Here is a 12,875-nt window from a genome sequence, read left to right as displayed (position 1 = left end):
GTCCCCCATCCGCCGTTTACCGCCTGTGCCGTATAGTCGCGCGCAGGCGCGGTGGTCCGCGCGAACCGGTGTGGCTGCGTGTCTTCTTTCCTGCGATCGATCCGTGCACGGGGGCCCTGGTGGGTCCTGCTGCTGTGCACTGCCTTCCTGCTGTCCGCGCCGGTGCTGGCACAGGAGGAGGACCCCACGCCCAAGCAGCAGCTGGCGGACATCGATTCGCGGTTGAAGGATGTCGAGCGCAAGCGTGGCGATGCGGAAGCCACCGAGACGCTGGCGATGCTGTCCGAGAATGCCTCGCAGGCACGGCGTGACGCCGAGGCACTGGAAAAGGCACTGCAGCCCCAGCTGGATCGCATCAACGAGCAACTGGCGCAGCTGGGGACGCCTGCCGAGGGCACCACAGAGCCGCCAGAGCTGGCGGCGCAGCGACGGGCCATAACCAGGCAGCGCGACGGCGTGGCCGCGTCGGTGGCACAGGCCAAGGCCAGTGCCGTGCGTGCACAGCAGCTGGCGGCGGACATCGAGCAGCAGCGCACCGCACAACGTACGGAAGAACTGGGCCAGAAGGTCGCCTCGCCGCTGTCGCCCGCGTTGTGGAGCAAGGTGGCCGAGCGCCTGCCGATCGATATCGCGCGCGTTGCGCCGTTGGCCGAGCAGGGGCGTGACGCGCTGGTCGCCGGCATCCGCGCCCATGGCTGGGGCACGCCGTTGCTGGGCCTGCTGGCCGCGCTGGTGATGATGTTCCCGCTGCGGTTGTGGCTGCGCAGGCTGGGGCGGCAGTTCGCCGCGTCCGAGCGCGCGCCTGATGGACGACTGCGCCGGTCTGGCCTGGCGATGTGGCTGCTGCTGGTGGGCACGCTGCTGCCCGGTTATGCGGTAGTGGTGCTGATGGCGGCGCTGGATGCGATCGATGCCATCGCGCCGCGCCTGCAGGTCGTGGCCGACGGCCTGGAGACCGCCACCTTCCGTGCGGCCTTCATTGCCGCGCTCAGCGCCTGCCTGCTGGTGCCCAAGCGCCCATCATGGCGGCTGTTGAACCTGGACGACACCGCCGCGCTGAAGCTTCGCAAATACGCCTGGGGCGCTGCGGCACTGGCCTGGCTGAGCACGGTGCTGGTGGCCCTCGACCAGGCTACGCGCACCAGCGATGTCACCACGGTGGCGTTGGACGGCCTGATTGCCCTGACCTACCTCGGCCTGATCATGGCCATGCTGGTGACCCTGGCGCGCCTGCATCGGCGGCAGACCGCCGAGGCCGAGGCCAAGCTGGAAGCACAGGCCGATGGCGTGGGGGCAACCACGCCCGTGCGCCGCAGCAGCTGGCTGGTACTGGCCCGGGTAGCGGGCAACATCGCGGTGGTGGCGGCCATCGTCGCCACGTTGCTGGGCTACCTGAATTTCGCCAAGTTCGTGAACCAGCAGCTGATCGGCGGCAGCATCGTAGTGCTGGCCGCAACCTTGCTGTTCAAGTTCGTCGATGACCTGAGCACCTGGATGCTCAACGCCGACAGCAAGGTCGGCCAGACCATCCTGCTCAGCACCGGCCTGAGCGTATCCCGGCTGGAACAGGCGGGCGTGCTGCTGTCGGCGGCGTTGCGCACCATCGTCGTACTGATCGCGCTGCTGGCGCTGGTGGCACCGTTCGGCAACATCGGCGCGGTGGTGGAGCGCTTCTCCTCGCTGTTCACCTCTGGATTCGACATTGGCGGAACCAAGCTGGAGCCGGTGCGCATCGTGCTGGCGGTGCTGGTGCTGCTGGCTGGCCTGGCCGTTACCCAGCTGGTACAGCGCTGGCTGACCGACACCTACCTGCCCAAGACCGAGCTGGACCTGGGCGCGCGTAATTCGGTGAGTACCGTTGCCCGCTATGTGGGCATCATCATCGCGGTGATCTGGGCGCTGAGCGCGATGGGGCTGCAGCTGAGCAAGCTGGCCCTGCTGGTCAGCGCGCTGTCGGTGGGTATCGGTTTCGGCCTGCAGGTGATCACCCAGAACTTCGTCTCCGGCCTGATCCTGCTGGCCGAGCGGCCGGTGAAGATCGGTGACTGGGTGAAGCTGGGTGACCAGGAGGGCGACATCCGCCGCATCAGCCTGCGTTCGACCGAGATCCAGGTGGGCGACAAGTCGACGTTGATCGTGCCCAACTCCGAGCTGGTCACCAAGACCGTGCGCAACATGACGATGGGCAACAACCAGGGCCGCATCCAGATCCAGTTCGCGGTGCCGCCCAGCACGGATGTCGGCAATCTGCGGCAGGCGCTGCTGGATGCGTACACCGCGCACACGAATGTGCTGAAACAGCCGGCACCGACGGTCTACATCGACAGCATTGCCGGTGGCCAGATCACCATCAACAGCTTCGCTTACGTGGCCAGCCCGCGGCAGGTGTACGCCACCCGCAGCGACCTGTACTTCAGCCTGCTGCAGATCCTGGCCGAGCGGAACATTCCGCTGTCGACCCCGACCGACATCCACATCATCCGCGATCCGCAGGAGTAGGGGGTGTTCTGCAGGGCTGCGCCCTGCACCCGCTACGAGCAGAAGCAACAGCAACAGCGTGCATTCCGTGGGATGGCGGGGCGGTGCCGGAGTGCGGGGACGCCGTAAATCCGTCCATGGAGGCTTGGCAGCCGCATCCATGCGGCTGACACCCCGCACTCCGACACCGCCCCACCTCTGACAGATTCCTGAGGCTGTCGGTAGGTGTCGACCTTGGTCGACATTTCTGTCAGATATCGAAATCAATCTGGGATCAGATCCGTTTTTCTCCGGAAAGCGGATCTGATCCCATCGGCATGTCCAACAGACCGCAGCAAACTGTCGAAGGCGGTGTGGGTCCGGTTGCGGGGGCGTGAGCCGCATGGATGCGGCGACCGAGCTTACATGGACGTACTTGCAGCGTCCCCCGCAACCGGACCCACACCGCCAAACCACGGAATGCACGCTGTTGCTGTTGCCGTTGCTCCGGTTTGGAGCGGGTGCAGGGCGCAGCCCTGCAAATAGCCCTACCCCCGCGGTCGGCTGCGCGAGGGCACCAGGGCGAACGTATCCACCGCCAGCTTCTCGGCGTGGTTCAACCACGCGCGGATCTCCAGATCGTCCACTTCGTGATCCAGCCCGAACGACACGTTGATCTTGCCGTTGGCATCGGGCTGCACCCACTGCTGGGCCAGCACCACCTTGCGCTGCGAGGACACCGCTTCGATCCAGAAGCCGCGGTCCGGGCGCGTGCTCGCCACCAGTTGCAGCATGTACTGGCCGGCACGCGTACGGCGTCCCTTCTGGGTGATCATGTGTGCCTGGCGCACGCTCGGGCGCGGGCCCTGGAGCGTATCCAGCGGTGCATCCACCGCGATGCCACCGCGCAGGTCGTTGTCGCGGTACAGCTTGATGCCATTGTCGCGGTTGACGAGCAGGGCGCACCAGTCGCCGTCGGTCGAGCCGTCCTCGAACGCGGTGCAACGGTCGACGTAGGCCAGGGTGTTGTCCGGGTTGGCATCATCGAACTGGCGCGAGGTGTTTTCCAGATACACGGACTTCAGGCCCCAGTCCTTGTCGTACTCCAGCAGCACCGGCGGTTGCACGTGCTGCAGGCCAACGACCACCTGATCATCGCCATCGATCTTCAGTTCGCGGGTCGGCTGGCCCAGCCACAGCGAACGGGCGAAGGCCAGGTACGGCGGGTAGTCGCGGCCGTCATCGCGGCGCGCGGCCACGCTGGCACTGGGCGCGCGCTGCGGGTCAATCAGCGAGCGGCCAAAGCCCATCGTCTTCAGGTTCGGGTCCAGCAGGCTGAGCAGGGTCGCCCCGGAATCCAGGGTGGTGCCAGCGTCGGCACTGAGCTGCTGCGGGGCAATGCCGTCGCCAAGGAACAGCAGCAGGTTCTCGCGCTTCTGCTTGGCCAGCACGTGGCTGAGATCGTTGGGCATCGCCAGGTGGTCGGAGGCGATCACGATCAGCGTGTCCTTCCCATACGGGCTGGCCTGGATTCGCTCGACCAGCTGTGAGATCAGGCGGTCGGTGCACTTGAGTGCATTGAGCAGGCCGATGTTGCCGTACCCGCTCCGGTAGCGCTCGCCCTTGCATGACACCGGCAGGTGGCCCGCCGGGTGGTGGGTGTCCATGGTCAGCGTGGTCAGCATGAACGGTGAACCGGCGCGCGAGAGCTGCTCGAAGCGCTGGTAGGCGGTGTCCAGCAGCACGTCGTCGTGCACGCCCCAGGCCGAGTAGTGGATGCGCCCGATCTTCTTCTGCTGCTTGAACCAGGCCAGGTCATGCACTTCGTCAAAGCCATGGCTGGCCAGGAACTGGCCCTTGCCGGCGAACTGGCCGTTGGCGCCGCCCAGGTAATGGTTGGTGTAGCCCTGCTGCTTCAGGTAGTCGCCCAGGCACACCGCCTTGGGCAGGAAACTGCCCATGCGGTCCATGCTGTTCTCGTCGCCCTGCGAGGTGGTCAGCGGCACGCCACACATTGACGACACCAGGCCGGCGATGGTCCAGCCGCTGCCTTCGGCCGAGGCCAGGCCACGCACGTCCAGCGACTCGGACGCCAGGCGGTTGAGGTTGGGCATCAGGCCGGGAAACACGGCCTCGTCCAGATAGGTGCGTTCCAGGCTCTCGCCGTAGATCCATACGATGTTGCGCGGGCGCTGCAACGGCTGCGTCGGCACCTGGTACTCGGGGGCGATGCGGGCGAAATCGACCGGGCGCAGCTGCTGATAAAGGCGTTGGCCGTCACGGGCCAGCGGGCTGATCAGGATCGTGGCCACCCACACGGTCGCGAAACCGGCGAACAGCGCACCACCGTGGCCGGGCCGGCGCCAGCGCTTCACCCGCGTGGCAAACAGCGGCAGCAGCGAGACCAGCGCCAGCACGATGAAGCCGGCGATGTAGCCCTTGAAGTCGGAGACACCAGCGCCTTCCATGTCGGCGCCGAGGTGATAAAGCGTGGCGGCGTTGAGCCCATCCCCGGACAGCTTGTCGATCAGCCACCACGCGCTGAGCATCAGCAGTAGCAGCGAGAATGCACCGGCCTTCCACCACACCCACTTGTCGGACGCGAGGAACAGCCAGCACAGCAGCAACAACGACAACAGCAGTATCCAGAGCATAGGCAGCTTCGGCAGTGACGGGGTGGTGGTGATGGACGTCGTACCGACGCGTGTCCATCCGACCGGCGCTGCTGAAAGCACATCCACATGACAGGCCGATGACCCGATAGTGCATGCACGAAGCTGACTGAAATGTTTGTTGAAAGCACGCGCGCGCAATCACGCTGCGAAGGTAAAACGAGCGTGAAAGGCTTCGTTGGATTGCATTAAAAACTGCATGAATACGGGTGTTTTCGTCGACGCGCTAGCGGTGCCCGCGCTCTTCGCGTGCCCGCGCGCGACGATCGAACAGCAATGCACTGGTAACGATGCCCAGCCCCAGCACCACGCCGATCAACAGCAGTATCAGTGCGATAAGGGGATAGCCGAACAGGTGCCAGCCGGTGTCGATCTTCATCATCATTGCCGCAGCCATGATCAACGCGGCGCTGATGATGCCGGCCGCCACGCGGTTGGCGATCTTCTGCAGGTTCTCCATCAACCGCGATTCTTCCAGCCCGGTCACCTTCATCTGCAGGCGGTTCTCGGCCAGCAGCGCCATGATGTCCGACAGCTTGCGCGGCCCGTCGCGCAGCAGCTGCTGCAGCTCCATCGCCTCGCTGGCGATGTTGGCCGCCGACAGGGATTTCTTCAGGCGCGCGCGCATCACGTGCTGCAGCTGGCGCTCGACGATGCGGCGCGTGTCCAGCTCCGGCGCCAGCAGCCGGCACACGGTTTCCAGGTTGAGCAGGGCCTTGCCCAGCAGGCTCAGTTCCGGCGGCGTGCGCAGCCCGCAGGCAGTGGCGATGCGCACCATGTCCAGCACCACGCGGCCTTCGGAGAAGCTGCCACTGGCGGCGTAGCGCGCGATCAGCTGGCCGGTCTCGCGCAGGTAGCGCTCTTCGTCGAAGGCCTCCAGCCGCGTGCTGATGCTGATCAGATCGTCGGCCACTTCTTCGCCGCGGCCATCGACGGCGGCGAACAGGATCTTCAGCAGCCGCTCGCGCAGGCGCGGCGGCATGTGCGCGACCATGCCCAGGTCGAAGATCGCCAGCCGGCCATCGGGCATCACCCGCAGGTTGCCCGGGTGCGGGTCGGCATGGATCTCGCCGTGCACGAAGATCTGGTCCAGGTAGCCGCGGATCAGCGCCGCTGCCAGCGGATCCATGTCCTGCTCGGTGCGGCGCACGCCAGAGATCGCATCCACGCGCACGCCGGTGGCGAGCTCCATGGTCAGCACGCGCTGGCTGCTGTAGTCCCAGATCGGCTGCGGTACCCACAGGCGGCGGAAGGGCCGCAGATGCCGTCCGAAGCGGGCCAGGTTCTCGGCCTCGGCGTGGTAGTCCAGCTCCTGCATCAGGGTCTTGGCGAACTCGTTGAGCCAGTCGCGCAGGCGCACGCGGCGGCCCACCTGGGTCAGATGATCGGCGGCCAGCGCAAAGCTGCGCAGCGCTTCCAGGTCCGAGCGCAGCTGCGCGGCCACTTCGGGCTTCTGCACTTTCACTGCCACCTGGCGGCCATCGTGCAGCACCGCACGATGTACCTGCGCGATCGACGCACAACCCAACGGCTCGGGATCGAACGAGGCAAACAGCTTGTTCACCCCCACCCCCAGCTCCTGCTCGATGATGGCGTGGATGCGCTCTACCGGGATCGGCGCCACCTTCTCCTGCATGCGCTCCAGGGCGGTGGCGAACTCCACCGGCACCATGTCCGGGCGGGTGGACAGCATCTGGCCCAGCTTGACGAAGGTCGGCCCCAGGGCCTCCAGGTCACTGACGAACTGTTCCGGGTTGCCATCGGCGGGCACGTCGGCCTGGTTGCTGGCGGCGTCCAGGTTCATGCCGGAGAACACGCCCGAATGGCGGTAGCGCAGCAGCAGGCGCAGGATCTGGCTGCGCCGGTTCATGCCTTTGACCAGCGGAGGATTGCCATTGGCGGTGGGCGGATTGCTCAAGCGGAACTCCCATGCGGCAAGGACGGTAGTGCCGGCCGCTGGCCGGCAATGTCCGGATTCGGCAGTGTCGCCGGGGGAAGGTGGGCATGCGGTGAACCCCGCAGCTATCGCAGAGGCCGGCGGATCGGTCAGAATCCGCTCATTCCCATTCTTGGACGCCCCATGGCCGGTGCCAGCCTGTTTGCCCTGCTCGACGATATCGCCTCCCTGCTAGACGATGTCTCAGTGCTGACCAAAGTCGCCGCGAAGAAGACCGCCGGTGTGCTGGGCGACGATCTGGCGCTGAACGCGCAGCAGGTGACCGGGGTCAACGCCAACCGCGAACTGCCGGTGGTCTGGGCGGTGGCCAAGGGCTCGCTGGTCAACAAGGTCATCCTGGTGCCGGCGGCGCTGGCGATCAGTGCGCTGGAAGCCTGGCTGCACAGCCGCGGCTGGAACGTGCCGCTGATCGTGCCGCTGATGATGATCGGCGGTGCCTTCCTGTGCTTCGAAGGCGTGGAGAAGCTGGCGCACCGCTTCCTGCATTCCTCCGACGACGATGCCGAGCGCCAGGCCGAACGCCGCAAGGCGCTGGCTGACGCGCAGGTGGACATGGTCGCGTGGGAGAAGGACAAGGTGAAGGGCGCGATCCGCACCGACTTCATCCTTTCGGCCGAGATCATCGTGCTCACCCTGGGCGTGGTCGCCACTGCGTCGTTCACCAACCAGATCCTCACGCTGAGCGTGGTCGCACTGGCGATGACCGTGTTCGTCTATGGGCTGGTGGCGGGCATCGTCAAGCTCGATGACGTTGGGCTGTACCTGTCGCGCAAGGGCGGTGCCATTGCCGCCTTCGGTCGCGGGCTGGTGGCGTCGGCGCCGTGGCTGATGAAGTTCCTGTCGGTGGCCGGCACCATCGCCATGTTCCTGGTCGGTGGCGGCATCCTGGTGCACAACGTGCCGGCCCTGCACCACGCGGTGCAGGCGCTGGGCGGCGAAGGGCAGTGGGGCTGGCTGGTGAGCGCGGTGGGCAACATGGTGGTCGGCATCATCGCCGGCGCCATCGTGCTGGCAGCGGTGACCGGGTTCCAGAAGCTGCGCGGGAAGTGATCTGTAGAGCCGAGCCCACGCTCGGCTGCTCTACGGCGCTGCGCGCCGCCGCCCGAGCATGGGCTCGGGCGCTACAGCGTCTGCACGCTGGATCATCAGCCCGCCTGCACCCGGTTCTTGCCCTGCCGCTTGGCCGCATACAGCGCGTCATCGGCGCGCCGCAGCAGGGTTTCGGTATCGTCACCGGGTTGCCACTGCGCCAGCCCGGCGCTGAAATGCACCGGCACGCGCTGCTCCTGCACGGTCAGCACGCGATGGGCCAGCGAGCGCTGCAGGCGCTGCACGGTGGCCATGCTGTCGGCGCCCTGGGTTTCCGGCAGCACCAGCACGAACTCGTCGCCGCCCAGCCGTGCGATGCCGTCGGTGGCGCGCAGCAGCAGCTTGCACACGGCCACCAGGTGCTGCAGCAACGCATCGCCACCGGCATGCCCATGCGCGTCATTGGTCTGGTGGAAATCATCCAGGTCGATCACCGCTACGCCCAGCGGTGAGTTGTTGCGCGCGGCTCGGGCCAGCTCGCGCTCCAGCAGTTCGTCCAGGCCACGGCGGTTCAGCGCCTGGGTCAGCGGATCGATGCGTGCCAGGTCACCGGCGGCGCGCAGTTCCTGCTCCAGCTCGGCAATGCGCTGCTCTGCGCGCTCCACTTCCTGCCGCGCATTGGCCAGGTGATCGCGGGCCTGTGCGGCCTGCTGCTGCACTTTGCCGGTATCGCGCATCACCTCCTGCAGCAGCTGGTTGAGGTCGGCGATGCTGCGCGCCTCGCGCAGCTGCAACGCGTAGCTGCCGATGCGGTCGTGGTATTCGCCGGTGCTGGTGGCCATGCCGTCCATGCGCTCGATGAACTCGCCCATCAACCCGCGCATCGCCGCCTTCGAATCATCGATGCCCTGGCGCAGCAGGCCCTGCTTGTAGATCACTTCGCGCAACTCGGCGCGGGTGCGCTCGACTGCCTCGGCTTCCAACGGACCGTCCAGCAACTGGCGAACCGCCGCGATCTGGCCCTGCAGCCAGCTGCGGTCATCCAGCAGCTCGCTGACGTTCTCCAGCAGCAGCGCGAACAGCTCCAGCAGCAGCGCCTGCTGCTCCTGCCAGCTTTCGGCACGCACGCCGACCTGGTGGCCAAGTTCGCGCACGCCCTGTTCGATGGGTTCCAGGGCTGTGCCCGGCTGCCATTGGCGCAGGCGCAGGGCCAGCGCCTGCGCCTGCTCGCGCAGGTCCGGGTCATGCTGCAGCAGGGCCACCACCGCACCGCCCAGCAGCAGCCGCAGCTGCTCGGACAGGCGCAGGCTTTCCGGCTGCCCGTCCGGCGAATGCTGCTCGATGGTGCGGATGTACTTGTCGATCAGCTGCCGCATCGCGCGGCCGTAACGTGGCCAATCGGCGCTGGCCTGTGCGGACTGCAGGCGGTCGCCCATGTCGCCCAGTTCGCCGGGCAGGGTGGCCATGCCGTTGGCGAACGCCGCCAGCAGCGGTTCCGGCGCATCGGCGCCCGCGAACAGCTGCTGCAGCGCCACGCCACCGCCGCCCTGCAGCACCACGCGGTCACCCCGGCCATCGTCCACCACCGCGCGCACGCGTGCCGGCGGCCCAAGGGCGGTACCGGGGGCAGGGCGGTGGTCGGGCTGGTCCGTCATGGAGCGAATCCTGGGGCTGGCAGGGACTGGTTCCAGCATATCGGCGCGGCTGCCGATGGCTTGAACGGCTACGATGGGCGACAGGATGCCGCAGTGGAGGTGGTGATGCGCGTGATGTTGCTGGGGGCGACCGGCCTGGTCGGCGGGCTGACCCTTCCCAGGCTGCTGGACGACCCGCGCTGCAGCGCCGTGGTGGCGCCCACCCGCCGCCCGTTGGGCGTAACCCACGGGAAGCTGGAGAACCCGGTGCTGGCCTTCGACGCGTTGCCCACTTCGCCCGAATGGGCGCGCGTTGACGCGGTCATCTGCGCGCTGGGCAGCACCATTGCCCAGGCCGGCAGCCGCGAGGCTTTCCACCGCATCGATCATGACTACCCGCTGGCGTTCGCCCGCCTGGCGCAGGCACGGGGGGCGCAGACCTATGTGCTGAATTCCGCAGCCGGTGCCAACCCGCAGTCGTCGATCTTCTACAGCCGGGTGAAGGGCGAGCTGGAGCGTGACCTGCGTGCGCAGGGCTTCAACTCGTTGACCCTGGTCCGCCCAGGGCTGATCGGGGGTGAGCGCAACGAGGTGCGTCGCGGCGAGCGTTTCGCATTGACGGTACTCGGCGCACTGGGGCCAGTACTGCCACGGGCGTGGCGGATCAATCCGGCCAGCGAAATTGCCAAGGCACTGGTCGAGGCCGCACTCGCCCCGCAACCGGGTGAACACGTGGTGGCATCGAGCGCGCTGGCCGGCTGATGTCGCGTGCGCTGCGTCTGACCCAGCTTCAACAGCTGCTGCGCCGCCATCGGCGGCCGGTGGCCGGGCAGGTGCTGGCCGAAGCGCTGGGCATCAGCCTGCGCACGCTGTACCGCGATATCGAGACCCTGCGCGAGCAAGGCGCCGACCTGCGTGGTGAGGCCGGCGTCGGCTACCAGCTGGCGCCGAGCGATACCCTGCCGCCGATGACCCTGCCGCCGGCCGAGATCGATGCGCTGGTGCTGGGCCTGCGCTGGGTTGCGGCCCGTACCGAACCCGCGTTGGCCGAAGCCGCACGCGATGCCCTGGCGCGTATCGCGCATGTGTTGCCCGCAGCGCGGCGCGAGGCCTTGCGTGACAGTGGCCTGCGGGTGGGCCCTTCGCGTGCGGCGGCCAAGGTTCCCCCAGCTCGTCTGCAGGCCGTGCGAGAGGCTGTCGGTTCACAGCAGCGCCTGAAGTTCGGCTACGAGGACGCGCACGGCCAGCGCAGCGAGCGCATCGTCTGGCCGTTCGCGCTGGGCTACTTCGATGAGGTGCCGATGCTGGCGGCGTGGTGCGAGCGCCGCGAGGATTTCCGCCATTTCCGTCTGGACCGCATCCGCCAGGCGCGTGTGCTGGAGGATCACTACCTCGTGCCACGCGCCACCCTGCTGCGACGCTGGCAGAAGGCGCAGGGCATCGCGCCGGACTGGCTGGATCGCTCATAACCACAGCAACAGCCGGGACCCGGGGCGTGTAGAGTCGACTGTTAGTCGACTATCGCGCGCAGCGCGGAGTTTTAGGCAGGTTGAGGGAAGAGCAGTCGACTAACAGTCGACTCTACCGACAGTCGAATATGCTGACAGAATCTGTCAGCAGGCCAGTACCACCATGAGCGCTCCCAACAACGGAGCTTCCCCATGTTCACGCCCAGCACTCTGCTGCAGTACGTGCGCGACGTCGCCACCAGCGCCTCTTTCTACAGTGGCATCCTCGGCAAGCCGCCGGTCGAGCAGTCGCCCGGCTTTGCCCTGTTCCTGCTCGGCGATGGCGCCGCACTCGGCCTGTGGCAACGCGACGACGTGCAGCCTCCGGTGTCCGCGCAGGCCGGCGCCGCTGAACTGGCGATGGTGGTCGCCAACCCCGACGCCGTGCAGCAGATGCACGATGCGTGGCGCGCGCTCGGCGTGCAGATCCTGCAGGCGCCGGTGACGCTGGAGTTCGGCCATACCTTTGTCGGGGCAGATCCTGATGGCCACCGCCTGCGTGTGTACAGCCGCGCCGAGGGGTTGGTGGCGCGGAGTTGATTCAGGGAGGGAGCCGGTACGTGCCGGCTCCTGGAACTACCCTTGCTTCTGCGCTGCTTCGATGACGATTGAAAATGTCTCGTCGTCTTCCGAATTCCATGCAATGGCCAGCTGGGCCAGTTCTCCGACCACATCGCGCTCGGGGTTGCACCGCCTGAGCTTCTTGATGAACTGCCGGACCTGACGTGGCGTCAATTCACAACCTGGATAATTGAAGAGATTGAGCGCGGCATCTGAAGAGGCGTCCAAGAGGTCGGGCGCGAGGATGGAATAGGCTTTGACGTAGCGGGAGAACGGAATATCCGACAGGAAGTTCTCCGCTGCGCACATCACTGACGCATCATGTGGCGGGTTCCGAAGAAATTCCTTCATGACCGCCAAAACGACTTCTACTGACGCTGGTTTCGTCAGAGGCGTGTAGAAGTGGTCGGCGTATGCACAGCATCCTTCGTGGGTGACCGCAGCATCCGATAGCGTTGCCAGTGTTGAGATCCAGACGTCAGCGTCCAGCGGCGTAGCCGGTTCGGCGTCTCCTTGTTGATCGGTCATGGGGAGGACCGCCCGGACGAGGGGCTCGCCGTTGCGCCATGACCGCAGACGGGAGTCGATAATTGCGTACACCTCCTCCTGTTTGTCCCACATGGCGTCCGGCGAAGGCATGGCGTCTTGGGGGAACAACGAGAAGAAGTCCGAAAAGTAGGGAGCGGCCATGCAGAAGTAGCGAACGGTGAACTCCAGCAATTCCGGGTCGAACGCAGTACCGGGGATTTCGTCCTGGAAGGCAGCTTCGATGCATGCCAGGGTATCTGTCGGCGAGGGGGCGGCTGCCACCGTAGAGCCGACCGATACGTCAAGGAAAGCGTGATTTCGGGCGAGCCAGCGCAGGAAGATGATCCCAAGGACCCAGTTCGTGTCTGACGGATCCTCGTCCTTCGTCAACCGTAGGAAGAATGGAGAGGCGCGGAAAAAATCATTGCCCGCCTTCATGAATTCTTCGAGTGTGGGTGGTGTCTCAATCACGGAAGTTCGACGTCTGCAGAGAGGCTCAAGGCTATCGAGCTGCTCTTGGGAATCCATG

General features: G+C 66.4%; 8 protein-coding genes and 1 pseudogene. 5 read left to right on the top strand and 4 right to left on the bottom strand.

Features of this window, described 5'->3' with window-relative positions:
- Positions 1-78 precede the first annotated feature (78 nt).
- Positions 79-2,499, top strand: a complete 2,421-nt coding sequence (locus AC5P5V_RS07715) for a DUF3772 domain-containing protein (protein WP_134968419.1) — start codon at positions 79-81, stop codon at positions 2,497-2,499.
- A gap of 506 nt (positions 2,500-3,005) precedes the next feature.
- On the opposite strand, the gene AC5P5V_RS07710 is transcribed toward AC5P5V_RS07715, so the two are convergent.
- Complete coding sequence (locus tag AC5P5V_RS07710; RefSeq protein WP_495215859.1) at positions 3,006-5,111, bottom strand: phosphoglycerol transferase I; 2,106 nt, start codon at positions 5,109-5,111, stop codon at positions 3,006-3,008.
- A 244-nt stretch (positions 5,112-5,355) separates the two neighbouring features.
- Positions 5,356-7,002: pseudogene (locus tag AC5P5V_RS07705) on the bottom strand (ABC1 kinase family protein); the annotation flags it as partial.
- 207 nt (positions 7,003-7,209) lie between these two features.
- On the opposite strand from AC5P5V_RS07705, the gene AC5P5V_RS07700 reads away from it, so the two are divergent.
- Positions 7,210-8,136 carry a DUF808 domain-containing protein gene (locus tag AC5P5V_RS07700; protein WP_061480242.1) on the top strand — a complete coding sequence of 309 codons (927 nt, stop codon included), beginning with the start codon at positions 7,210-7,212 and terminating at the stop codon, positions 8,134-8,136.
- A 95-nt stretch (positions 8,137-8,231) separates the two neighbouring features.
- On the opposite strand, the gene AC5P5V_RS07695 is transcribed toward AC5P5V_RS07700, so the two are convergent.
- Positions 8,232-9,770, bottom strand: a complete 1,539-nt coding sequence (locus AC5P5V_RS07695; protein ID WP_072168894.1) for a GGDEF domain-containing protein — start codon at positions 9,768-9,770, stop codon at positions 8,232-8,234.
- A gap of 105 nt (positions 9,771-9,875) precedes the next feature.
- Here AC5P5V_RS07695 and AC5P5V_RS07690 point away from each other — a divergent pair, with 105 nt between their 5' ends.
- The 3 genes from AC5P5V_RS07690 (at position 9,876) to AC5P5V_RS07680 (ending at position 11,797) form a co-directional block, all read left to right on the top strand.
- Positions 9,876-10,511: a Rossmann-fold NAD(P)-binding domain-containing protein gene (locus AC5P5V_RS07690; protein WP_181357931.1), complete on the top strand. Its 636-nt coding sequence runs from the start codon at positions 9,876-9,878 to the stop codon at positions 10,509-10,511.
- A complete protein-coding gene (locus AC5P5V_RS07685) occupies positions 10,511-11,218 on the top strand; it encodes a helix-turn-helix transcriptional regulator (protein ID WP_134969434.1) in 708 nt (235 codons plus the stop codon). Before AC5P5V_RS07690 ends, AC5P5V_RS07685 begins: the two co-directional genes overlap by 1 nt.
- Before the next feature lie 192 nt (positions 11,219-11,410).
- Complete coding sequence (locus AC5P5V_RS07680) at positions 11,411-11,797, top strand: VOC family protein (protein WP_134969433.1); 387 nt, start codon at positions 11,411-11,413, stop codon at positions 11,795-11,797.
- A 36-nt stretch (positions 11,798-11,833) separates the two neighbouring features.
- Here the strand turns inward: AC5P5V_RS07680 and AC5P5V_RS07675 are convergent, their stop codons facing one another.
- Positions 11,834-12,874 (bottom strand): hypothetical protein, encoded by a 1,041-nt coding sequence (locus tag AC5P5V_RS07675; RefSeq protein WP_231352358.1) that lies wholly within the window; start codon positions 12,872-12,874, stop codon positions 11,834-11,836.
- Position 12,875: the final 1 nt, after the last annotated feature.

This window comes from Stenotrophomonas sp. YJH_SMC_130, assembly GCF_059369035.1.
Note: the sequence above shows the minus strand (reverse complement) of the source record. Positions and strands in the feature narration are given on the sequence as shown.